The sequence below is a fragment of the Bradyrhizobium sp. 31Argb genome, from assembly GCF_043638955.1.
Taxonomy (GTDB): Bacteria; Pseudomonadota; Alphaproteobacteria; order Rhizobiales; family Xanthobacteraceae; genus Bradyrhizobium.
In genome coordinates this window covers 1-22060 of sequence record NZ_JBEGDB010000050.1, presented here as the reverse complement: position 1 = coordinate 22060, position 22060 = coordinate 1, and the positions used below count along the sequence as shown (strand labels likewise).

General features: G+C 63.0%; 20 protein-coding genes and 1 tRNA gene. 9 read left to right on the top strand and 12 right to left on the bottom strand.

Features of this window, described 5'->3' with window-relative positions:
- Positions 1 to 144 precede the first annotated feature (144 nt).
- Positions 145 to 381: a hypothetical protein gene (locus AAFX91_RS12820; protein WP_394566722.1), complete on the bottom strand. Its 237-nt coding sequence runs from the start codon at positions 379 to 381 to the stop codon at positions 145 to 147.
- Positions 382 to 488: 107 nt separating this feature from the next.
- A complete protein-coding gene (locus tag AAFX91_RS12815) occupies positions 489 to 947 on the bottom strand; it encodes a MarR family winged helix-turn-helix transcriptional regulator (RefSeq protein ID WP_394566720.1) in 459 nt (152 codons plus the stop codon).
- 294 nt (positions 948 to 1241) lie between these two features.
- Between AAFX91_RS12815 and AAFX91_RS12810 the strand changes: the two genes are divergently transcribed.
- From AAFX91_RS12810 to AAFX91_RS12790, 5 genes are all read left to right on the top strand, one after another.
- On the top strand, positions 1242 to 2411 hold the full coding sequence (locus AAFX91_RS12810; RefSeq protein ID WP_394566719.1) for an efflux RND transporter periplasmic adaptor subunit: 1170 nt from the start codon (positions 1242 to 1244) through the stop codon (positions 2409 to 2411).
- Positions 2408 to 5554 carry an efflux RND transporter permease subunit gene (locus tag AAFX91_RS12805; protein WP_394566718.1) on the top strand — a complete coding sequence of 1049 codons (3147 nt, stop codon included), beginning with the start codon at positions 2408 to 2410 and terminating at the stop codon, positions 5552 to 5554. The genes AAFX91_RS12810 and AAFX91_RS12805 overlap by 4 nt, the downstream gene beginning before the upstream one ends.
- Positions 5555 to 6019: 465 nt before the next feature.
- Entirely contained in the window at positions 6020 to 6577 is a 558-nt protein-coding gene (locus AAFX91_RS12800) for a ferritin-like domain-containing protein (protein WP_130583155.1), read from the top strand.
- Positions 6578 to 7009: 432 nt separating this feature from the next.
- Positions 7010 to 7837, top strand: a complete 828-nt coding sequence (locus AAFX91_RS12795; RefSeq protein ID WP_394566717.1) for a YihY/virulence factor BrkB family protein — start codon at positions 7010 to 7012, stop codon at positions 7835 to 7837.
- Positions 7818 to 8354 carry an inorganic diphosphatase gene (locus AAFX91_RS12790; RefSeq protein ID WP_282531024.1) on the top strand — a complete coding sequence of 179 codons (537 nt, stop codon included), beginning with the start codon at positions 7818 to 7820 and terminating at the stop codon, positions 8352 to 8354. Before AAFX91_RS12795 ends, AAFX91_RS12790 begins: the two co-directional genes overlap by 20 nt.
- 189 nt (positions 8355 to 8543) lie before the next feature.
- Here AAFX91_RS12790 and AAFX91_RS12785 read toward each other — a convergent pair whose 3' ends face one another.
- Positions 8544 to 8729, bottom strand: a complete 186-nt coding sequence (locus AAFX91_RS12785; RefSeq protein WP_130583154.1) for a hypothetical protein — start codon at positions 8727 to 8729, stop codon at positions 8544 to 8546.
- A 658-nt stretch (positions 8730 to 9387) separates the two neighbouring features.
- Between AAFX91_RS12785 and AAFX91_RS12780 the strand changes: the two genes are divergently transcribed.
- The 3 genes from AAFX91_RS12780 to torA are packed head-to-tail and all read left to right on the top strand — an operon-like array spanning position 9388 to position 14360.
- Positions 9388 to 11163 carry a c-type cytochrome gene (locus AAFX91_RS12780; RefSeq protein ID WP_394566716.1) on the top strand — a complete coding sequence of 592 codons (1776 nt, stop codon included), beginning with the start codon at positions 9388 to 9390 and terminating at the stop codon, positions 11161 to 11163.
- Positions 11160 to 11840, top strand: coding sequence for a molecular chaperone (locus tag AAFX91_RS12775; RefSeq protein WP_394566714.1), 681 nt, complete (start codon positions 11160 to 11162; stop codon positions 11838 to 11840). The genes AAFX91_RS12780 and AAFX91_RS12775 overlap by 4 nt, the downstream gene beginning before the upstream one ends.
- 9 nt (positions 11841 to 11849) lie before the next feature.
- On the top strand, positions 11850 to 14360 hold the full coding sequence (gene torA, locus AAFX91_RS12770) for a trimethylamine-N-oxide reductase TorA (RefSeq protein WP_394566712.1): 2511 nt from the start codon (positions 11850 to 11852) through the stop codon (positions 14358 to 14360).
- 180 nt (positions 14361 to 14540) lie between these two features.
- Here torA and AAFX91_RS12765 read toward each other — a convergent pair whose 3' ends face one another.
- The 5 genes from AAFX91_RS12765 to AAFX91_RS12745 all read right to left on the bottom strand — a co-directional run bounded on the left by AAFX91_RS12765 (position 14541) and on the right by AAFX91_RS12745 (position 19206).
- Positions 14541 to 15257, bottom strand: a complete 717-nt coding sequence (locus tag AAFX91_RS12765; protein WP_394566710.1) for an ABC transporter ATP-binding protein — start codon at positions 15255 to 15257, stop codon at positions 14541 to 14543.
- Positions 15254 to 16021, bottom strand: a complete 768-nt coding sequence (locus AAFX91_RS12760) for an ABC transporter ATP-binding protein (protein ID WP_394566708.1) — start codon at positions 16019 to 16021, stop codon at positions 15254 to 15256. The genes AAFX91_RS12765 and AAFX91_RS12760 overlap by 4 nt, the downstream gene beginning before the upstream one ends.
- Complete coding sequence (locus AAFX91_RS12755) at positions 16011 to 17006, bottom strand: branched-chain amino acid ABC transporter permease (protein WP_394566706.1); 996 nt, start codon at positions 17004 to 17006, stop codon at positions 16011 to 16013. The genes AAFX91_RS12760 and AAFX91_RS12755 overlap by 11 nt, the downstream gene beginning before the upstream one ends.
- Positions 17006 to 17869: a branched-chain amino acid ABC transporter permease gene (locus tag AAFX91_RS12750; protein ID WP_282531016.1), complete on the bottom strand. Its 864-nt coding sequence runs from the start codon at positions 17867 to 17869 to the stop codon at positions 17006 to 17008. Before AAFX91_RS12750 ends, AAFX91_RS12755 begins: the two co-directional genes overlap by 1 nt.
- Positions 17870 to 17952: 83 nt before the next feature.
- Positions 17953 to 19206 (bottom strand): ABC transporter substrate-binding protein, encoded by a 1254-nt coding sequence (locus AAFX91_RS12745; protein ID WP_394566704.1) that lies wholly within the window; start codon positions 19204 to 19206, stop codon positions 17953 to 17955.
- Positions 19207 to 19743: 537 nt separating this feature from the next.
- Here AAFX91_RS12745 and AAFX91_RS12740 point away from each other — a divergent pair.
- Positions 19744 to 19817, top strand: a tRNA-Gln gene (locus AAFX91_RS12740).
- A gap of 106 nt (positions 19818 to 19923) precedes the next feature.
- On the opposite strand, the gene AAFX91_RS12735 is transcribed toward AAFX91_RS12740, so the two are convergent.
- The 4 genes from AAFX91_RS12735 to AAFX91_RS12720 form a co-directional block, all read right to left on the bottom strand.
- The gene (locus tag AAFX91_RS12735) at positions 19924 to 20667 is read right to left on the bottom strand and encodes a lytic transglycosylase domain-containing protein (RefSeq protein ID WP_394566702.1); all 744 of its coding nucleotides are present in this window, start codon (positions 20665 to 20667) and stop codon (positions 19924 to 19926) included.
- Positions 20668 to 20714: 47 nt separating this feature from the next.
- Positions 20715 to 21173 carry a hypothetical protein gene (locus AAFX91_RS12730; RefSeq protein ID WP_130581198.1) on the bottom strand — a complete coding sequence of 153 codons (459 nt, stop codon included), beginning with the start codon at positions 21171 to 21173 and terminating at the stop codon, positions 20715 to 20717.
- A gap of 52 nt (positions 21174 to 21225) precedes the next feature.
- A complete protein-coding gene (locus tag AAFX91_RS12725; RefSeq protein ID WP_282531013.1) occupies positions 21226 to 21762 on the bottom strand; it encodes a YbjN domain-containing protein in 537 nt (178 codons plus the stop codon).
- A gap of 37 nt (positions 21763 to 21799) precedes the next feature.
- Positions 21800 to 22060, bottom strand: a 261-nt coding sequence (locus tag AAFX91_RS12720) for a hypothetical protein (protein ID WP_394566700.1), incomplete at its 5' end; no start/stop codon positions are given.

The following is a 22060-nucleotide window of genomic DNA, read 5'->3' as shown; positions in this document are numbered from 1 at the left end:
CGCGAATGCATGGATCGCTCGTTTGAATCGATCCAGATCAGAACGCTTCTAATCTGATTGTTTGAAATTATTCTAATAACGGTTCTAAAGAGCGGGAAAACCGCTGCGAAATCAATCACCGCATGGTTCGGTCACGAACGAAGCTTAATTGGCGCTCGGCGGCTTCATCAATGAGAACAATTCATCCACCGTCCGCTGTGCGACCTGACGCACGCGATCGGTGTTCTCGCCTGCAATATTCACTCCATTCACCACTGCTTTGATCTCGTCGCGGAAATCGGTGAGGAAACGCAGCGGATCCTTCTGCTCGTTGGCAACGCGCGCGATCAATCCCGTGATCAGGATCTGACAGGCCATCATGCGTCCGTTCAGCTCGTCCATCGCTCACCCCGATTTCGCTCGCGGGCTGCGATATGGACGACATCGAGTCCGGATTCAACCGGCTCGATACTCCCTCTTCCGCAAGCGGGAGAGGTGAAGAGAAGTTTCTATTTCACCGCGACGTCCGGGCCTTCGCCGAGCGACTTGATGCGATCCTTGATGTCCCGCAGCGTCTGAAGGCTGGCTTCGATCCTCTGATCGGGAATGTCGTGCAGCACGTCGGTTGCGATCGCATCACGCAGGCTGTCGAGATCGTCGACGAGCTGGCGGCCGCGATCGGTGAGGAACAGCCGGTTGGCGCGGCGGTCCTTCGGATCAGGCCGGCGCTCGAGCAGTCCGTGCTCGACCAGGCGGTCAAGCAGCCGCACCAGCGAGATTGGCTGCAATTCGAGCACATCGGCGAGGTCGACCTGCGACAGCCCCTCCTGCTCCCGCAGCCGAAACAGCACGATCCATTGCGCGCGCGTGGTGCCGCGCGTCTTCGCACGATGGTCGATATAGTTGCGCAACAGCCGCGAACTCTCGACAAGCTGCGAAACAAGCTGGCGTTTCAGATCGAGCGACATGTCGGTTTCAACAGGCGCATCAAGGGCTCCAGGAACGCGGTCCGAGATCGTGATCCGATTGGACGGGATCTGGTCACGATCTCATCTCTTTGTTTGAGCACGATCCGCGCAAGCGCTTCGCATTTGTCGGGAGGGAAAGCCGGTTTCACTCTTCCGGATCATGCTTCTAAACCTTTCCAAATGTTTAGGATTCTCAAGTGTTAGTGTGTGTACGCATTAAGTGCTGACGTATTATATGGGTTCCCCGGAACGGTTTTAAACACCTATAAATTGTCTTCGAACCCATGAGCGTGCATGTCCAAGTCACGAACGATAGGTTGGGTGCTGCTGGTCGCCGCCATCGGCGCCGCGGGCTATCTTGGTTGGCAGCGCTATGGCGGGGGGCACACCAAAGCTGACGGACAAAAGACTGCTGCCGCCGCCCGTCCACCCGTCCCGGTTCGGATTGCACGCGTCGAAACCGCCGATTTCCCGGTCTATTTGACCGGCCTTGGCACCGTGCAGGGCTTTAACACCGTCCAGGTCCGCACCCGCGTCGACGGACAAATCATGAAGATCGCCTTCCAGGAAGGCCAGCTCGTCAACAAGGGTGACGTCCTGGTGGAGATCGATCCGCGCCCGTATCAGGCCGCGCTCGACCAGGCCACGGCCAAAAAGCAGCAGGACGAGGCGAATCTCGCCAACGCCAAGCTCGATCTGCAGCGTTTCACCCGGCTCGGAGAGTTCGCCACCCGCCAGCAGACCGATACCCAGCGCTCCATGGTCGCGCAATTGACGGCGCAAATCGCCGCCGACGATGCGGCGATCACGAATGCGCAGACGCAGCTCGATTACGCGACCGTCAAGGCGCCGATCACCGGGATCGCCGGCCTGCGCCAGGTCGATGTCGGCAACATCGTCAATGCCGCGACCCAGACCGGCATCGTCTCGATAGCCCAGATCGAGCCGATCGCGGTGATTTTCACCGCGCCCGAGGACCAATTGCCTGACATCAAGGCGGCACTGGCGGCCTCCCCGCCCAAGACGATCGCCTACTCCACCGACGGCAAGCGCCTCCTCTCCACGGGCGTTCTTGCGCTGATCAACAACCAGGTCGATACGACCAGCGGAACTATCCGCCTGAAGGCGGTGTTCGAGAACAAGGACCACGCGCTGTGGCCGGGCCAGTCGGTATCGACGCGGCTCCTGGTCCGGACGCTCAAGGACGCGACCGTGGTTCCCGACGATGCCGTCCAGCATGGCACGGACGGACTTTACGCGTATACTGTCGGTCAGGAGAACAAGGCCGAGCTGCACCGGATCAAGGTCAGCTACTCGATCGACGGCAAATCCGTCGTCGATGAGGGGTTATCGCCGGGCCAGCAGGTGATTACCTCAGGCCAATACAAAGTTTCGCCCGGCGTGCTCGTGAGCACCGCGGTCGCGAGCTCGGATCCGACGCAATCCAAGGTGAAGCCGGAATGAGCTACGGCATTTCCGCTCCCTTCATCCGCTACCCCATCGGCACCTCGCTGCTGATGGCCGGCATTCTTTTTGTCGGCCTCGTGGCGTATCCGCTGCTGCCGGTCGCGCCGCTGCCGCAGGTCGACTTCCCGACCATCCAGATCACCGCGAATTTGCCGGGCGGCAGCCCGGAAACCATGGCGACCTCGGTGGCGCAGCCACTGGAACGCCAGTTCGCGCAGATCCCCGGCGTGGCCCAGATGACCTCGACGAGTTATCTCGGGACGTCGGCGGTCACCATCCAGTTCGACCTCAACCGCAACATCGACGGCGCCGCCAACGACGTCCAGTCCGCCATCAACGCGGCGAGCGGACAACTGCCGAAGAACCTGCCGTCGCCGCCGACCTACCGCAAGGTCAACCCGGCGGACTCCCCGATCATGCTGTTGTCGGCGACCTCGGAGACGCTGCCGCTGACCGAGGTGAGCGATGCCGTCGACGCGCAGCTTGCGCAGCAGATCAGCCAGATCTCCGGCGTGGCGCAGGTCATCATCGGCGGCCAGCAGAAGCCGTCGGTGCGGGTCCAGATCGATCCAGGCAAGCTGGTGGCAAAGGGCCTGTCGCTGGAAGACGTGCGCGCCGCCATCACCAGCGCCACCGTCGATAGCCCGAAGGGCAATATCGACGGCGACACCCGCGCCTATACGATCTACGCCAACGACCAGCTCCTGAAGGCTGCCCCCTGGAACGACGTCATCATCGCCTACCGCAATGGCGGCCCATTGCGAATCCGCGATATCGGCCAGGCCGTCGCCGGTCCGGAAGACGCCAAGCAGGCGGCCTGGGCCAACGGCCAGCGCGGCGTGTTCCTTGTCATCTTCAAGCAACCTGGCGCCAACGTCATCGACACCGTCGACAAGATCAAGGCAACCTTGCCGCGGCTGGTCGCCGCGATCCCGCCGGCGATCAAAATCGACGTCATCAGCGACCGCACCACCACGATCCGAGCCGCGGTCGAGGACGTGCAGTTCACCCTGCTGCTCACGATCGGGCTGGTCGTGATGGTGATCTTCGTCTTCCTGCGCAGCTTCTGGGCCACGGTCATCCCGACTGTGACGGTGCCGCTCGCCTTGCTCGGTGCCTGCGCGCTGATGTGGGTGTTCGGTTATACGCTGGACAACCTGTCCCTGATGGCGCTGACCATCGCGGTGGGTTTCGTGGTCGACGACGCCATCGTGATGCTGGAGAACATCACGCGCTACATCGAGGAAGGCGAGAAGCCGATGGCGGCCGCCTTCAAGGGCGCGAGCGAGATCGGGTTCACGATCGTCTCGATCAGCATCTCGCTGGTTGCGGTGCTGATCCCGCTGCTCCTGATGGGAGGCATCATCGGGCGCCTGTTCCGCGAATTCGCGGTCGTGCTGGCGATGACGATCTTCGTCTCGATGTTCGTGTCGCTGACGCTGACCCCGATGATGGCCTCGCGCTTCCTGCGCGCCCATGGCGAGACCAAGCACGGCCGCTTCTACCAGATCAGCGAGCGTGGCTTCGACGCCATGCTCCGGGGCTATCAAAACGTGCTCGACCTCGCATTGCGCTGGAAGTTCACGACGCTGATGATCTTCTTCGCGACGCTCGGCCTGTCGGTCTATCTGTTCGTTATCATTCCGAAGGGCTTCTTCCCGCAGCAGGATGTCGGCCTGATCACCGCGACCTCGGAAGCCAACCAGGACATTTCCTTCGTCGACATGAAGCGCAAGCAGGAAGCGCTCGGCAAGATCGCGCTCGCCGATCCTGACGTCGCGACGGTGGCGATGGCCATCGGCGGCAGCGGCCGGGCGGGCAATAACGGCGCCATGTACATCACGCTGAAGCCGCGCGACCAGCGCTCCGCCAATGCGCAGCAGATCATCGCACGCCTGCGGCCGAAGCTCGAGCAGGTCGAAGGCGCCAGATTGTTCATGCAGGCGGCGCAGGACGTTCGCCTCGGCGGCCGACCGACCCGCACCCAGTTCGAATTCACGCTGCAGGACGCCAATCTCGCCGAGCTGAACGAATGGGCGCCGAAGATCCTGGCGAAGATGCAGACCTTGCCGGAACTGCGCGACGTCGCAACCGACCAGCAGACCAACGGCACCACGCTCGAACTGAAGATCAACCGCGACACCGCCTCGCGCTACGGCATCCAGCCGCAGCTCATCGACGACACGCTGTATGACGCGTTCGGCCAGCGCCAGGTGACGCAATATTTCACCCAGCTCAACAGCTATCACGTGATCCTGGAAGTGCTGCCCGAGCTGCAGGCCAGCATCGACACGCTGAACAAGATCTATCTGAAATCGCCGCTGACCGGTGAGCAGGTGCCGGTGTCGACTTTTGCGACCTGGACCAGCGTGCCGGTGCGGCCGCTGTCGATCAGCCACCAGGGCCAGTTCCCGGCGATCACCATCAGCTTCAACCTGGCGCAGGGCGTCGCGCTGGGACAGGCGACCGATGCGGTGCAGAAGGCGATGGTCGACCTGGGAGCGCCGCCGACGCTGAATTCGAGCTTCCAGGGCACCGCGCAGGCGTTCCAGCAATCGCTGAGCACCGTGCCGCTACTGATCCTCGCGGCACTGGTCGTCGTCTACCTGATCCTCGGCATCCTCTACGAGAGCTACATCCATCCGATCACCATCCTGTCGACGCTGCCGTCGGCCGGCGTCGGCGCGCTCGCGATCCTGATGGCGGCCGGCTTCGACTTCAGCCTGATCGCACTGATCGGCATCATTCTCTTGATCGGCATCGTCAAGAAGAACGGCATCATGATGGTCGACTTCGCGATCGCGGCCGAGCGCGACGATCACCTGGAGCCGGAGGCCGCGATCCGGCAGGCCGCCCTGCTCCGCTTCCGCCCGATCATGATGACGACGATGGCGGCGCTGCTCGGCGGCGTGCCGCTGATGCTCGGCACCGGCACGGGCTCGGAAATCCGCCAGCCGCTTGGCTACGCCATGGTCGGCGGCCTGATCGTCAGCCAGGCGCTGACGCTGTTTACGACGCCGGTGGTCTACCTCTATCTCGACAAGCTCTCCAATCTGTTCGCCGGCTGGAGCAGCTCGACCGATGCAGAGGACGAGGGGGAGCATCGGGAAGAGCGTTCCGTAAAGGAAGCCGCGGAGTAAGCGTCACCGTCATTGCGAGGAGCACCCATGCCGCTGCACGCGGAGACATGGATTGCTTCGCTGCGCTCGCAATGACATCTCGTAGGATGGGGAGAGCGCAGCGAAACCCGCCGCGGCAATTGATGGGTTTCGCTGCGCTCTCCCCATCCTACAGATATCACCTCGACGCGGCCCGCTCGACAGCGCGCGAAGTTTGCAAGATGCTGGATGATCTTGAGGAACAGCGTGCGCCACTCCGCCTGGTCGATCGACAGGGTTGCAGCTCTATCGGTCATGCTGCCTTCTATCCTTCGATGACATTGTATCCGGACGAGCAGCCGCAGGATGGCATCCGGACGCCGACGCTCGCGCGGGTCGGTCGGCGTCTCCTCGCTGGAGGCTTAGGAACCTTTGGAGTGCCCGCAGGTTGATTGGCCGAAGAGGACATATGCCGTCCTCCTGCTGCATATTCACACCGGAGGACTTATGGCCAAGCGCGCGAAGAAAAAGCGAGCGACTTCCCGGCGGACGCGACAACCGAAGAAGCTGAGCGATCTCTTCCACGAGACGCTCAAGGACATCTATTTCGCCGAGAACAAAATCATCAAGACTTTGCCGAAGATGGCGAAAGCCGCGCACTCGAGAGAGCTTGCGAACGCCTTCAACAAACATCTGCGCGAGACCCATGGACAGGTGAAGCGGCTGGATCAGATCTTCCGGATGCTTGGCAAGCCGGCCCGCGGCAAAACATGCGAGGCCATCAATGGCATCACCGATGAAGGCGCTGAGATCATGCGCGACTTCAAGGGAATGCCAGCACTCGATGCCGGCCTTCTGTCCGCAGCGCAGGCGATAGAGCACTACGAAATCTCCCGCTACGGGACCCTGCGGACTTGGGCGGAAGAACTCGGCATGACGGATGCGGCAAAGCTGCTCCAGGCCACCCTCGCCGAGGAAGAGGCGACCGATCAAGCGCTGACAGAATTGGCCACCTCGGTGATCAATCTCGAAGCCGAGGAAGAGGAGGTGTCGGAAGCGGCCTAGAGCGCGATGGGCTCGGCACGCGATCATCGGCTAGGCATTTACCTAGTTAAATGGGTCCTCCAGATATCTAAGGAACGTTCTTCGGAACATGCACATTACCTCGAACGAGACGCTGAAAACGGCAACGAGGCGATGCACATCAGGCGAGCAAATACAGAGGGTCCCCATCCGCCGTCGGGCGCCTGGACCGTTGCGTCGCTGGTAGCTTTGTTGGGCGTTGCGCTCGCATCGGAATATCTCTTCCCAGCAACGAAGGAGCGTTCGGCTGATACACCGACCGGCCGTAGCGTTCAGGGCGAACCACTCGGAAACGACGACCGCGGTCGTCGGGCAACGAGGCCTTCTGAGATTCCTGCTTCGGGCTGGAAAGACATCGTTCTGCGCGTGTATGCGAACATATCGAAGCACCGAGTATTGGCCCTCGCAGCGGGAATGACCTACTACAGCATACTTGCCATTTTTCCGGCCATCGCGGCATTGGTCGCAATGTATGGACTATTCTCGGATCCTTCGACGATAGCACGGCAGCTCGATCAGCTCGGCGGATTTCTGCCCGGCGGGGCCATCGACGTCGCGCACGAACAGTTGACGCGGGTCGTGTCCAAGGGCTTGCAGACGCTTGGCTTGACCTTTCTGATCGGTCTGACGATTTCGCTGTGGAGCGCGAATGCGGCGATGAAGGCGCTTTTTGACACACTGAATATCATCCATGGCGAAGAAGAAAAGCGCGGCTTCCTCACACTGAATGCAATGTCGCTCGGTTTCACCATCAGCGGGGTCCTCTTCATCCTGGCTGCCCTCGGCTCCATCGTCGCGGTGCCTGTAATCCTCAACTACGTCGGCCTGCCCAATACGAGCGACATGCTCGTCCGCATGGGACGGTGGCCGGCGATGTACCTGATCCTCACGTTCGCCCTCGCCGTTGTCTATCGTTACGGTCCCAGCCGCGAGACACCCCGGTGGCGGTGGATCACGTGGGGCAGCGCAATAGCCGCCCTGCTGTGGCTCGCCGGCTCGGGGTTGTTCTCCTGGTACACGGCCAACTTTGGCAATTTCAACGAGACCTACGGCTCGCTCGGCGCCGTCATCGGCTTCATGACTTGGCTCTGGATGTCAGCGACCGTCATCCTTCTGGGGGCCGAGATCGATGCTGAGATGGAGCACCAGACCGCGCGCGATACCACAACCGGGACGCCGAAGCCGATGGGCATGCGAGGAGCCCGGATGGCAGACACCGTCGGTGCAGCCCAAGGAAGATGAGATGACGAACCTTTTTGAGCTTCCGACCTGGGCAGACGACGACCACATCTTTGTAGTGATCGAGACCCCTCGCGGAAGCACCTGCAAGCTCGACTTCGATCCGGAGCTGCGTGTGTTTACGCTCGCCAAGCCTCTGATGGCCGGCCTCCGCTATCCGTACGATTGGGGCTTTGTCCCATCGACCAAGGCGCAGGACGGTGATCCGCTCGACGTCCTAGTGATTCACGATGCGCAATCCTATCCCGGCGTGGTCTTGCGATGCAGACCGATCGGGATTCTCGAAGTCGAACAGAAAGGCAAGCGCAAGAAAGAGAGAAACGATCGCCTGTTCGCCGTGCCCGACCGCACTCCGCTCGAGACCGATCTAAAGGACATCCGGCATCTTCCCTCGCGAGCGCACCAAGAGATTCAGCAGTTCTTTCTCGCGACGGATGCGCTTGAGAAAAAGGAGCTTGAGTTCCTAGGCTGGCGCGGCCCCAATCAGGCCATCAAGACCATCAAGCGGCTGTCCACGTAAGGGCAAAGCGAGCGTCGAGGCGCGCGCCCTGCCCCGGCGAACTGCGCTTAGCCCCAGCGCCTCCGCGAGTTTCGATTGGGCATTTGCTCACCTCGCAGATGCGCGGGTTCGTGCCCGTCGCCCCCACTGAGGGGCAGCCTAGAGCCTATGCCTTATTGGCAGGGTTGGCGAGTCATTGAACCGCCGGCTTCAACCACTTCGATCTACCGAGGAAGCCGCTATGGCTTGCTCAACTTCCTTAACCAGCGCTCGGTAATGTTCAGCAAGCTTGGCAAACAATGCTTTCTTGGTCGCGTTGGTGGCGAGCTTGCTGATTAGATCGCACTCCTCAGCTTCATTTCGAAGCTTCTCCAAGTGCGCCTGCATGTCCTTCATTGGCTTTGCTCTCCCAGCACCGGAAAAACTAGGCAAAGGGGAAACCCGATAGCAATAAACTAAGTACATTGGTCCTCTGGGGAAACGGATTGTTGAGATGCGATAAGCTGCGCGCGTCTCTTCACCTCGATGCGCATGGATAGGGCGGGTTAGCGAAGCGCAACCCGCCGCCAGCCGAACGCTGCGAAGAAGATGGTGGATTACGCTGCGCTAATCCACCCTACACACTTGGCTCGTAGGATGGGTAGAGCGAAGCGAAACCCATCGATTGCCGCGGCGAAGAAGATGATGGGTTTCGCTTCGCTCTACCCATCCTACAAATCTACACCTCACCCGCCGAGATAAGCCTTCTGCACCTGCGGGTCCTGCGCCAGTGCCGCGGCGGTGCCTGACAGCATGCTCCTGCCCACTCGCGAAATCGGAGACTTCCAGCGCAAGCTCGATCGATTGATCCGCGAGCAGGATCGTGAGGCCTTCACGATCCAGCAGACCTCTTCCCGCGCGGCGACGCAACGTTCACAGAGAGCAATTGTCGGGTGTTTTGAACGAGACCGTCTCGGGCGCTGAGATTTTTCCGCAAACGCTAACGCTTCTCAAAAGCTGATCTCTTGTCTGCGCTCGATCGACGCACCGATCGTCAGCATACTTATCGATTGACGTGGATCAAGCCGGCCGCCTTGCCGCGGCGTTAGACTGCCAAGACTTCGAGCATGATGATGAAACGCAATGGCGCGTTCAACAACCGAAGAAGGCCCGCCCGCTCCGGGCGAGAAGTGAAATGCCAACTCCCAAAAATTTATCGCCGAAGAAACGAAAGCTGGTAGCTGGAGTCGTGGGGCTAGCCGCATTCGGAGGGGTGGGATTTTTCGCTTTCACCTCGCCCTGGCTCTGGTCGGCGACGCACCCCGCCCGCGATGTCGCCGACGGGGGTCCAGCCAACCTCGAAAACGGCAAGCTCATGTTCATCGCGGGCGATTGCGCGACCTGTCACGCAACGACGAATCAGAAGGATCATCTGAAGCTGGGCGGCGGGCGGTCGTTCGACACCGCGTTCGGCCGGTTCTACATGCCGAATATCTCGCCCGACCCGAAGGATGGCATCGGCAACTGGACGCTGGCCCAGTTCACCAAGGCGGTGCGCGAAGGGGTCGGCCCTGCCGACGTGATGCCGGACGGGAAGAATCTCTATCCTGCCTTCCCCTACACCTCGTACCAGCGCATGAGCGCCAACGATGTGCGCGACATGTTCGCCTACATCAAGACGCTCGAGCCCTTGCCCGGCAAAGCGCCCGACCACGACTTGAAATTCCCCTACAGCCTGCGCCGAGGCATCGGCGTGTGGCGCTTGGCGTTCCTCGACGGTCGGCCGATCGAGAATCAGTCTGTCGCCACCAAGCCCGCCACCAACGCAAGTGCGCAGCATGAGCTGGTTGCGCGCGGGCGCTATCTGGTCGAGGCTGCCGGGCACTGCGCCGAGTGCCACTCTCCCCGTGCCTTCACCGGCGCGATCAAGGCCGGCATGCATTACGGCGGCGGCCCCACGCCTGATGGCAAGGGATATTTTCCGAACATCAGCCAGGACGAGACCGGCATCAAGTTCTGGGCCGCGAATTCCGTCGTGAACTACCTCAAGTCTGGCATCAGTCCACTCAACAAGACAGCGGGTGGCGACATGGCGGAGGTGATCGCGAACACGTCGCAGCTGCCGATCAATGAACTGCGGGCGATGGCGGCCTATCTGAAGACCGCGCCGGGTGTCGACAAGCCGGCGCCGGGCCAGCCCGAACCGAACTTGACTCCGCAGATCGTCATGATCCCGCTGCAGCAACATAACGTGGTGCTGCCGATCTCGGATGCCACGGCTGTCGGCAAGGCGGATTCGGTCTATGTCGTGAATACCAAGCCGTTCCACCTGGACGAGGCGGGCTTTGGCACCAAGGGGGGAGAGGCCGGAAAGCTGCTGGCCACAGCCCGCCTGAAGGTTCTTGAGCGCAAGAACAACCTGCTGAAGGTGAAGCTGGAGGGATGGCAGGTCGACGGCGTGCAGTCGGCGATCTTCGGCATGCAGGGCCAGCGGATGATGGTCGGTGTGCTCGACGAGGCCGCGATCGAGAAGTTGGAGCGCGGCCAGAAGGTGGCGTCTCAGTCGGGCCCGGCCTGGTCTCCCGTGAGCCTGACCGTCTGGATCGACAACACCGGGCTCAATACCGGTCTCGCCGATATGTGGAGCTACTCGTCCAGTCTGTACAACAGCTCATGCGGCACCTGCCACTCTCTGCCTGAGCCGCATCACTATCTGGCCAACCAGTGGATCGGTAATCTCGGTGCGATGCGTCGCTATACGTCGCTGACCACGGATCAGTACCGGTTGCTGCTCGGATATTTGCAGAACCACGCGCAGGACGTACACGCTGCAGAGGCCTCGGCGAAATGAGCGTGCTTCGTTCGCAGAACGTCCCCCGGCCGCACACGGTCACGGCGGGCGTGGTCAATCAAGGCGATCTGCTCGGCCAGGCCATGGTGGCGGATTGGTTCAGTCGGCTCATCCTGCGTCCCTTGGACAAGGAGGCTGTATTGGCCAATCGCTTCGAGGACATGCTCGAGTTCATTGCGGATTTCGGCGATGAGCTGGGCATGGAAGCGGCGGCCCAGGCGATCATGGCGTTCTTGCGCGAGCATGCGCCGGAAGAGATCGAGAAGCGTCTCGGGCACGTCTACGTCGTGCTTTTCGAAGGCGTTTCCGGGCCGGAGGCGGTGTCTTTGTACGAGCGCTCCTATGCCGGGGAAACCCAGTTCGAGACACCGCTCGTCGAAATGCTCTCCGTCCTCCGGGAGCTCGATGCATCCGTTGGCGCGGAGTGCCGCGAGCCCCCCGATCATCTGGCGATCGAGTTGGGCATCCTGGCCGAAGCCTTGCGGCAGGGCAACCACGCGCTCAGCCGTCATATGGCCAGGCGCCTGTCAAGGTGGGTCCCGGCAGTGAAGCATGCCGTGTCCCGGACGACACGTTCTGAATTCTACGGCGCTGTGTTCGCGCTGATCGACGCTTTCGTGTCCGGCCTTGCCTCGTCCCTCGGCGGGGATTGGGCGGAAGCCGAAGATTATTATTAGGAGACCGCGATGTCTGAGGTTCTTTCCTTCACTGCAAACACCGGCGTCAGCCGCCGTTCCTTCCTTAAGAGCTCCGCTCTGTTCGCTGCCCTCGGCGCCTCGGGAGGCTCCCTGCTGAGCCGCGGTGCGGCGGCTGAGCCGTCAAGCAAGACGATCCTGTCGGCGTCTCACTGGGGTGTGTTCCGGGGACATGTTGCCCATGGCCAGCTCGAGAAAGTGATCCCCTGGGAAGGTGATCCGCATCCCAACGTCATGCTGCAGGGCATGATGAATTCGATCTATTCCCCGAGCCGTATCAAATATCCGATGGTGCGGCGGGCGTGGCTCGAACAAGGCCCGGGCGCCGATCCCGCTGGGCGTGGCACGGGCGATTTCGTCCGGGTGAGTTGGGACAAGGCGCTCGATCTCGTTGCCGGCGAGCTTGACCGTGTGCGCACGAAGTATGGGCACAGCGCGATCTATGGCGGATCCTACGGGTGGAAGAGCGTAGGGAAGGTTCACAGCTGCCGCGTGCTGCTGTGGCGGCTGCTGAAGATGGGTGGCGGCTTCACCGGTTCAATCGGCAATTACTCGAACGGCGCCGCGTCGGTCATCCTGCCCCACGTCATCGGCTCGGTGGGCGTGGTCAATCAATGCTCCACATGGTCGAATGTCGCGAAGAACTCGAAGATCCTGGTGCTTTGGGGCAGCAACCCCATGATCACCAGCCAGATCGGCTGGATCGTGCCGGATCATGGCGTGTTCCAGGGACTGGAAGAGGTCAAGAAGGCCGGCGTCCGGGTCGTCTGCATCGACCCGATCCGCACGGAAACCTGTCAGTACCTCAATGGCGAGTGGATCGCGCCACGGCCGCAGACCGATGTCGCGATGATGCTCGGCATGGCCCATACGCTGTATGTGGAGGGCCTGCACGACAAGGACTTCATGAAAAAATACACGTCGGGCTTCGAGAAGTTCGTGCCCTATCTGCTGGGACAGACGGACGGCACGCCAAAAACGGCGGACTGGGCGTCCGCGATCTGCGGCATCGATGCGGCGACAATCAAGGATTTGGCCCGCAGCTTCGCCAAGAACCGCACCATGATGGCCCTGGGCTGGTCGACGCAGCGGCAGCATCATGGCGAGCAGCCGCCATGGATGTTCGTGACGCTGGCGGCCATGCTCGGTCAGATCGGTCTGCCGGGCGGCGGCTTCGGGCTCGCTTACCACTACAGCGCTGGCAATCCAACGCATACCGCGCCGAGCCTGCCGGGCATGACGGACAGCCCCGCGAGCTCACCTGTGAATCTGCCTCCCGGTTGTTCCCGCGGTTCCACGAGCTCCTACTGCCTCGGCGGGGCGGCCTCGTCGATTCCGGTCTCCCGGGTGGTCGACATGCTGCTCAATCCGGGCAAGACGATCCAGTTCAACGGCTCGAAAGTCACGTATCCGGACATCAAGCTTGCCTATTGGGCGGGCGGCAATCCGTTCATGCATCATCAAAACCGCAACGAGATGGTCAAAGCGTGGAAGAAGATCGAGACGTTCATCGTCCATGACTTCCAATGGACGCCGACGGCGCGCTTCGCGGATATCGTGTTGCCGGTCACCACGTCGTACGAACGCAACGACATCGAGCAAGTCGGCGATTACGCGCTCAGCCACATCGTGCCGATGAAGAAGCTGATCGAGCCGATGTACGAGGCGCGCAGCGACTACGACATCTTCGCCGACCTCGCCGACCGCATCGGCAAGCGGTACGACTACACGGAAGGTCTGACGGAAATGGACTGGATCCGGAATTTCTATGAGTCAGCTCGCCTGGAAGCCCGGGCGAAGGGCATGGAGATGCCGGTTTTCGACGTGTTCTGGAATCACAACGAGCCGCTGGCCTTTCCGCTGAAGGAGGCGCAGAAGGACTACGTCCAATACGCCGACTTCCGCGCGGATCCGCTGCTGAACGCGTTGGGCACACAGTCGGGCAAGATCGAGATCTTCTCGAACAATATCGCGAAGATGGGTTACGACGACTGCCCGCCCCACCCGACGTGGATGGAGCCGGTCGAGCGTCTGGATGGGCCGACGACGAAGTATCCGCTGCACATAGCCTCGAATCATCCGATCTACCGCCTGCACTCGCAGCTTTGCGGCACCAGCCTGCGCGAGACATACGCGGTGTCGGGGCGCGAACCCTGCTGGATGAGCCCGAAGGATGCCGCCGCGCGCGGCCTGAAGGACGGCGATGTGGCGCGTGCGTTTAACGACCGCGGACAGATCCTGGTCGGGATCAAGGTCACCGATGAGATCCGGCCTGGCGTGATCCGTATCAGCGAAGGCGGCTGGTACGATCCGGTTGACCCGCGCGAACCCGGCACCCTCTGCCGCTATGGCGATGTCAATGTGCTCACCGTGAGCGAGGCGACATCGAAACTGGCTCAAGCCACCAGTGCTCAGACGGCGGTGGTCGAAGTCGAGAAGTACAAGGCTGCTATTCCCACGGTGGCAGTCTTCAGCGAGCCCGTGCGTCAGAAGGCCGGCTGAGAGGCGGCCAGGCTCGATGCAGAGCCTGTCATAGGGCCGCGCTTCGCGCGGACCCGGTGGCATCGCCCGGAATGACGACTGTGAGCCCGTAGGATGGGTAGAGCGAAGCGAAACCCATCAATTGCCACGGCGAAGAAGATGATGGGTTTCGCTTCGCTCTACCCATCCTACGGAGCTACATCACGCGCCGAGATAGGCCTTCTGCACCTGCGTGTCCTGCGCCAGCGCCGCGGCGGTGCCCGACAGCACGCTCCGGCCCACCTGGAGTACGGTGGCGAAGTCGGAGACTTCCAGCGCAAGCTCGATCGATTGCTCCGCGAGCAGGATCGTGAGGCCTTCACGATGCAGCCGGCCGAAGGTCTCGTACATCGACTCCACCACGGCCGGCGCCAGGCCGAGCGACGGCTCATCCAGCATCAACAGCTTCGGGTCGCTCATCAGCGCGCGACCGACGGCGAGCATCTGCCGCTCGCCGCCGGACATGGTGCCGGCGCGCTGGCTGCGACGCTCCTTCAAGCGCGGGAAGATCTCGTAGACGCGCTCGAGCAATGTCCTGGTGCGCGTCTTGTCCCGCAAGGGCGTGGCGCCAAGCAGAAGGTTGTTCTCCACGCTCTGCTGCACGAACAGCCGCCAGCCTTCCGGCGACAAAGCGAGCCCCTTGCGCACGATGGCGAACGCGCTCTGGCCCGCGATCGCCTCGCCATTGAAGTGGATGCTGCCGGCATGCACCGGGATCAGGCCCGCGATCGCGTTCAGCGTCGTGGTCTTGCCACCGCCATTGGAGCCGAGCAGCGCGACCACGCTGCCGTCAGGCACTTCCAGCGAGACGTCGGAGACGCCGATCAGATCGCCGTAACGGACTTCCAGATGTTCGAGCCTCAAGAGCGGCCCGGTCATGTCGCGGGCCCGCCCATCAACTCGATCGGGGTGTGGCCGGCGGCGGCCTTGGCGGCGCGGGTGCCGAGATAGGCCGCGATGACGTCCGGGTTGGACGTCACCTCGCGCGGGGTGCCGCGCGCAATCTCCTTGCCTTGGTGGAACACCATCACCCGGCTCGCCAGCGACATGATCACTTCCATGATGTGCTCGACGATCACGAGCGTGATGCCGGAGCGATGGATGTCGCGCACCAGCTCGATCGCAAGCTGCACCTCGCGCTGCGTCAGCCCGGCCATCGCCTCGTCGAGCAGGAGCACCTTGGGTTCGGTCGCGAGCGCCCGCGCGATCTCGAGCCGCTTGCGGCCGGGCGTGCCGAGCGAGCGCGCCGGCGCATCCGCCAAGCGCAACATGCCGACCCGCTCCAGCACGGAGCGCCCTTTCGCCTCAGCCTCGGCGCGATGTGGCGTGCGCAGGAAGGCGCCGATCATCACGTTCTCCAGCACCGTCATGCCCTCGAAGGTCTGCGGCACCTGGAAGGTGCGCGCCAGGCCGAGCCGTGCGCGCGCCTCCGGCGGCAGCTCCGTGATGTCGTGATCCTCGAACAGCACCTGGCCCGACGTCAGCGCGAGATCGCCGGTCAGGCAATTGAAGAAGGTGGATTTGCCGGCACCGTTCGGCCCGATCAGGCCGAGGATGTCGCCCTGCCCCAGCGTGACGCTGGCGGCATCGACCGCCTTGAAGCTGCCAAAAGCCTTGGTCACCCCGCGCGCCTCAAGAAGCATGGCTGGCCTCTTGCGCGACGCTTTCATCCATCGGCTTGGCGCGGCGGTTCGCCCAGAGACGATTGATCAGCGCCAGGATGCCGCCGGGCTGGAAGCGCGCGATCAGCACGATGATGGCGCCGTAGACGACGAAGGTCAGGCCGGCGCCCTTGCCGCCCAGCAGGCTGTTGGAGATTTCCTCCAGCGGCACCAGGATCGCGGCGCCGACAAATGGGCCGAACAAGAGGCCGGCACCGCCGAGCGCCGCCATGATCAGGATCTTCACCGAGATCAGGATGCCGAGCCCGGACTCCGGATCGATGAAGCCGAACATCATCGCATAGAGCGCGCCGGCGACGCTGGTGAGTCCTGCGCTCAGCATGTAGGCGTAAAGCTTGATGCGGCTCGCGGGCGCACCGAGCGAACGCGCCGCGCGCTCGGAATCCTTGATGGCGCGCAGGTAGAACCCCATCCGGCTGTTGGTCATCCACCAGGTGATGGCAAGCGTGATGATCAGGATCACCAGGAACAGATAGTAATATGGCAGCGCCGAGATAAAGGAGAGATCGAAGACGTTGCGCGGCACGGTTGGGCCGCTGAGGCCGACGGCCGCGCCGAGATATTCGGTGTTGGTGACGATCAGCCGCGCCAGTTCGGCGACCGCGATCGTCGCCATGCTGAAATAGTGGCCCGACAACCGCAGCGTCGGCCTGCCGATCACGGCGGCGATCAGGACGGCAAAGACGATGCCGGCGGGAATTCCGATAAGCGGCGACAGCGCGAAATGCGCATACGCGCCCATCGCGGCATAGGCGCCGCAGCCGAAGAACACGACGTGGCCGACCGAAACCTGTCCGGCATAGCCGCCGACGATGTTCCAGGCGGAGGCCGCGATCGCATAGAGCAGGACCAGCGCGCCGAGCCGCTGCTGGAACGGCGTCGTGAATACCAGCGGATAAGCGATCACCAGCGCGAGCGCGATCAGGAGCCAGAGAGCGCGCCGCATCACGTCTTACCCATCAGGCCCTGTGGCCTGAACCAGAGGAAGCCGAGGAACAGCGTGTAGACCACGATGTCCTTGTAAACAGCGCCGATCAGATAGCCCGACAGCGACTCGATCACGCCGATCAGGAGTCCCGCGACCAGCGCGCCGGGCACGCTGCCGAAGCCGCCGAGCGAGACCGTGACGAAGGCGACGATGCCGAGCGTCTCGCCGACCGTCGGCACGATGTAGAAGAAGGTCGCGATCAGCGCGCCGGCAAGGCCGGTGGCGCCGGCCGCGATCGCCCAGGCGATCGCCTGCATGCTGTCGGGCCGGATGCCCATGAGCTGCGCGGCCGTCGCATCCTCGGCGACCGCCAGCATCCGCGAGCCAAGCGTGGTGCGCGTCAGCAACAGATGCAGCCCGAGCGTCACTACCAGCGCGACCACGCCGGCCAGCAGACGCGAGGCCTGGATGCGAATGCCGAAGATGTCGAAGGTGCCGCCGACGAGGTTTTCCGGCAGCGACAGGAAGTTGGCGCCAAACCACCAGAACACCGAATAGCGGAGCAATAGCGCAAGCCCGAAGGTGCCGAGGATCTGCGCCAGCATCGGCCCCTTCATGATGTCGCGGATCAGGCCGAAATAGACGATGACGCCGAGCGTGGCGAGCAACAGCGTCGCCAGCGGTGCGCCTATCAGCGGCCCGCCGCCGAGCAGCGTGTAGACGACGAACGCGACATACATGCCGAGCATGACGAAATCGCCATGGGCGAAGTTGACCACGTTCATCATGCCCCAGACCAGCGTCAGGCCGGAGGAGAACAGCGCGTAGACAGCTCCCAGCAGGAGGCCGCCGACGATCACCTGAACAAGCGTGAAGGTCATGAAAGCTTACGTCTATCCATCCGTGCCATCGTCATTGACGGCATAGTGTGAGGGCGAAGCTCGTGCCCAGCCCTCACAGCTCATCACCAGCCCTTGTAGGGCATGATCGGCGCCTTCTCGGCGGTCGCCTTCGGCCAGACCGCGACGTAGTTCTCGCCGTCCTGCAACTGGATGATGAGCCCGGACGCCAGGATGTTCTGGCCCTTGTCGTCGAACTTGACGCCCTTGTAGCCCATCATGATCTGATCCGGCTTGAGGTCGGTCGCCTTCAACGCGGCCTGGATCTTGGCCGGTTCCGTCGAGCCGGCGCGGTCGATCGCCTCGCACAGCACGAACAACGCCTGCATCTGGCGCGCGACGGTGTCGTCCATGTCATCGCCGCTCTTGTCCTTGTACATCTTGGCGATGATCGCCGTCGGCGAGCCCGCGGGACCGACGCTCCATGACGAGCGGTTGAAGACGCCTTGCGAGATCTTGCCGACCGCCTTGATGAAGGACGGGTCGGAATAGCCGGAGTCGTCGGCGAGCAGCATCGGCGGCTTGTAATCGAGCGCCTGCATCGTCTTGGCGAACAGGATCGCATCCGACGTATAGGAGATCGCGATCACGACGTCGGGCTTCTTCTCCTTGAGCTGCAGCACCTGGCTCTGCACGTCGGTCGCGTTGGTGGCATAGGCGACGTCGAGCGCAATCGCGATGCCCTTCTCCTTGAACGCCGTGGTGAGGGTGCTGGCTACGGAGGCGCCGTATTCGGTGTTGTCGTGGAGGATCGCGATATTGTCGGTCTTGGCGCCGGCGGCCTTCATGTCGTTGAGGAATTCGTAATAGACCCGCGCGAAATCGGTCGCGATCGGCGTGACGCGGAAGAACCATTTGAAGCCGCGCTCGGTGAGGTTCGGCGCCACCGACTCGCCGTTGACGAAGGGGATGTTGTATTTCTCGGCGATCGCGCTCGCGGTCAGCGTGATGCCGGACTGATAGGCGCCGGTCAGCGCCACCACCTTCTCTTCCGTGATCAGCCGCAGCGCCTGGTTTTGCCCGGTCGCGGGGCTGCCCTGGTTACCGGCGTAGACGATCTCGACCTTGGCCCCGCCGAGGCCTGCGAGACCGCCATTCTTGGCGAGCGGGAAGTTGCCGAGCTCGGGATGCGGGTTGTTGATGATGTCGAGCGCGACATCGAACGCCTGCTTGACGTGAACGCCGATGCTCGCGGCATTGCCGCTCATCGGGAAGATCCCGCCGATCTTGACGGTCTTGCCTTGGGCCGCGGCATTGCCCACCAGCGCGACCGACATGACGGCAGCCGAAAACAGCCCGATGACATGTGAAAATCTCATCTGCGAACGTCTCCAATATCCCTTGCCCGGTGCCGGGCTTTTTATGCATGGGAGACCCACGAGCCGTTGCAGCCCCCGCCCCCAATTTTCTTGGTACACCAGCATCGCATGGCGCCCTGACCTCGGCAAGCCGAGCGCGAGCGCGCATACGCATCACGCGAGCGCGCCGCCGCTGCTTCAACGCCAAGCAATTGGGCGCTGCACGTGCGGCGTGCGAATTCGAGTGTGAGGTGAGCACGTCACTGCGTGCGTGGTGATGAAGCGTTGCCCTTAATTCCCTATAAGGCTGACACTGATGGGCACGGCCGGTCTCGCATCCTGCAAACAACAAGCCGGACGGCATCGAAGCCAACCGCTGCTCCGATGCCCTTCTCGCGGCCGGCCGCATTTTGCCCGGAAACACCCGCCATACCTGCTTGCCAAGGCCCTGACCGAACAGTAGAAGGACCTCGCAGCGAGGCGGCGATTTGCCATGATCCCGCCCGCCGGCATTGCTCCGGCTATAGACTTAAGCTATTGATGCCGTTGAGCAATTCTTGGGGAATGGTGTAACGGTAGCACAACAGACTCTGACTCTGTTTGTCTTGGTTCGAATCCAGGTTCCCCAGCCAGACTAGGCAATCCCGCCAACAGCCTGATCGGAAACCGGCTTTTCACCGCGGCCGATGGGACGGCTCATAGCGCTGTCGCTCCATCGCCATCCGAGCCCAGCACCCCTCACCTCGCGCCGCGCACCTGCATCACGAGTGTGTTGAGCCTGGTGTTGAGCCCTGCGAGATCGACGCGGCCGATGCCGGCTGCCCGAAGACATTTTTGACCGCAGCCGCCGCCCAGCCCCGCCGGCTTGCCGAAGGTTGCCACCGGGACGCTGCCGGTGACAGGAAATCCGCGCGCGGCGAGCTTGGCGCGGACCGCGAGGCAGTAATTGACCGAGAGATGGGAGAAGCGCGTTTCGCCATGGCCTGCGCGATATTTCATCGTGGCGGTGCAAAGGTCGCCGCCGGCAAGGCGCCACGCCTGCGCAAGGTAAGTCACCCCGTAACGGATGTTGTTTTCGGGCATCGCGAGTTCGGCATTGCTTCCCGTGAAGCCCAACATGCGCGCCGTCGACGGCAGGATCTGCATCAACCCGATTTCGCCGACACCGCCGATTGCGCCGGGGTTGTAACCGCTCTCCACCGCCATCACCGCCTCGGCAATGGCCGGCGCCAGTCCCTGCCGCCCCGCCTCCTTCTCGATCAGCGCCCGGTAGTAGGCCAGCGCGTCGCTGCGGCTCATCGGCGATTCCGGCTTGGCTGGTGCTGAAGGACCAGCCAGCGGTCCGGCGAAGGGCGGGCTCGGCGCGGGCGCGGTGTCCGCAGGCACCTCGATCGCGGCGTAACGGACGGCGAAACTCGCATCGTTCGCGGCTGGCTCCGCCCGGCCGGCAGCCGTCATGAACGCGGCGGATAGTGCCGCCATTGCCACCACCAAGCCGCGCGATCGCTGCGATGCCGGTGCCGGCACGTTCAATCCTCCACGCGTGTGTTCGGACGCAACGAGAGCCGCATGCGCAGCGGCTGCGGCATATCGAGCGGCGTGCTGCCCACGCCATCCCCGATCAGAAGCGCGGACAGATCATGCGAGGCGTCATTGTCGAGGCCTTCCAACTCGATGCGCTGGACTTTGCCGTCGGGCATCACCCATACACGAACGACAATCGACGGAGGCGCCGCCCCGACATCAGAGGCGCGCCTTGCGACCGCGTCATGGAAGCGGAGCGCCGGCGTAGAGTCCGACGCCAGCCGCTCCTGCAATCGAAGCTGCAGGCGCTTGGCGAAGTCCTGCCAGGCCGCCGGCGCCTGGGCGGCGTTCAACCTGCCATCCACGTCGGTTGCGGCCTTCGCCGAGATTGGCTTGGCCCCGAGCAATACGGCAAGCGCGCCGAGCGCGACGCCGAGCGCCCGCGCGCCCCGTCGTCGCCACAAGATGCGGCTTCCGCCGGTATGGATAGCGGCCTTCATCCGCGTGCGGCGCGGCCTACTGGACCGTGTGCGGCAGATCGGTCTCGGCGACGCGATCGCGATCCGCCGCCGGCGTCGGCAAGGCTGTGCTGGCAGCGGGCGCATTCGGCGCCTTGGCCTTTGCCAGACTGGCCAGTTCTTCGCGCAGATAGGCCACGAGCTGCTGCACCAGGTGATCCCAGATTTCGATCTGCGCCCGCAGATTGTTCTGCGTCACGCCGCCCGCCAGCGAGAAATCGAGCGACAGAGCGAGGAACGGCGGGCTCAACTGCAGGCGCGCGAACCGGCGGGTTGCGTTCCAGCGGTTGACCAGGTCGAGAGGCAGTTCGCCCTGCACCTGCAGCACGGCAATGAGGGCGACATCGATGAAGCTCTGCTCGTCGCCGGCGATCCGGTTTCCGGGACGGACGTCGAACGCGAGCCCGTTGGTCCCGGAGCGCAGATAGGAGATGTTGGCGACCGGATCGGTCAGGGTCTCGACGCGATAGCCGGCGAGCTGAAACAGGTCGCGCAGGCTGTCGAGCGTCAGTTTGGTGATCGTGGCGTCGGACATGGAAGACTCCGTAACAGGCTTGTGGGTGAACGGATCGTCAAATAGCAGCGGAATGCTGCCGGCGTGTGGTGCAGACGTTGCAGTGTTCCGACGACAATCCCCGCGTCATCGGCATCAAAAGGCGGCGCTTGCGGGCAGCACCTGGGATGGCCATTGCGCCGTCCCAGGGGCGCGGGTCGAGCGCTGCTGCGCGATCAGGGCGCGCCGCCTGCGCGAGGTCAGGCAGCACCTGGTCGGTCAGGCAATCGCAGGCGGCGAGGCCGAGGCCGACATGGCGCGTCGTGGTGCGGAACGGCGC

Coding starts and splice junctions, on each gene's coding strand:
- AAFX91_RS12795 (WP_394566717.1), top strand. CDS start 7,010: ATGACCTACTACAGCATACTTGCCATTTTTCCGGCCATCGCGGCATTG.
- AAFX91_RS12760 (WP_394566708.1), bottom strand. CDS start 16,021: ATGCTTCTTGAGGCGCGCGGGGTGACCAAGGCTTTTGGCAGCTTCAAG.
- AAFX91_RS12765 (WP_394566710.1), bottom strand. CDS start 15,257: ATGACCGGGCCGCTCTTGAGGCTCGAACATCTGGAAGTCCGTTACGGC.
- AAFX91_RS12815 (WP_394566720.1), bottom strand. CDS start 947: ATGTCGCTCGATCTGAAACGCCAGCTTGTTTCGCAGCTTGTCGAGAGT.
- AAFX91_RS12745 (WP_394566704.1), bottom strand. CDS start 19,206: ATGAGATTTTCACATGTCATCGGGCTGTTTTCGGCTGCCGTCATGTCG.
- AAFX91_RS12775 (WP_394566714.1), top strand. CDS start 11,160: ATGAGCGTGCTTCGTTCGCAGAACGTCCCCCGGCCGCACACGGTCACG.
- AAFX91_RS12805 (WP_394566718.1), top strand. CDS start 2,408: ATGAGCTACGGCATTTCCGCTCCCTTCATCCGCTACCCCATCGGCACC.
- AAFX91_RS12810 (WP_394566719.1), top strand. CDS start 1,242: ATGTCCAAGTCACGAACGATAGGTTGGGTGCTGCTGGTCGCCGCCATC.
- AAFX91_RS12725 (WP_282531013.1), bottom strand. CDS start 21,762: ATGTCCGACGCCACGATCACCAAACTGACGCTCGACAGCCTGCGCGAC.
- AAFX91_RS12750 (WP_282531016.1), bottom strand. CDS start 17,869: ATGACCTTCACGCTTGTTCAGGTGATCGTCGGCGGCCTCCTGCTGGGA.
- AAFX91_RS12800 (WP_130583155.1), top strand. CDS start 6,020: ATGGCCAAGCGCGCGAAGAAAAAGCGAGCGACTTCCCGGCGGACGCGA.
- AAFX91_RS12785 (WP_130583154.1), bottom strand. CDS start 8,729: ATGAAGGACATGCAGGCGCACTTGGAGAAGCTTCGAAATGAAGCTGAG.
- AAFX91_RS12820 (WP_394566722.1), bottom strand. CDS start 381: ATGGACGAGCTGAACGGACGCATGATGGCCTGTCAGATCCTGATCACG.
- AAFX91_RS12755 (WP_394566706.1), bottom strand. CDS start 17,006: ATGCGGCGCGCTCTCTGGCTCCTGATCGCGCTCGCGCTGGTGATCGCT.
- AAFX91_RS12735 (WP_394566702.1), bottom strand. CDS start 20,667: ATGGCGGCACTATCCGCCGCGTTCATGACGGCTGCCGGCCGGGCGGAG.
- torA (WP_394566712.1), top strand. CDS start 11,850: ATGTCTGAGGTTCTTTCCTTCACTGCAAACACCGGCGTCAGCCGCCGT.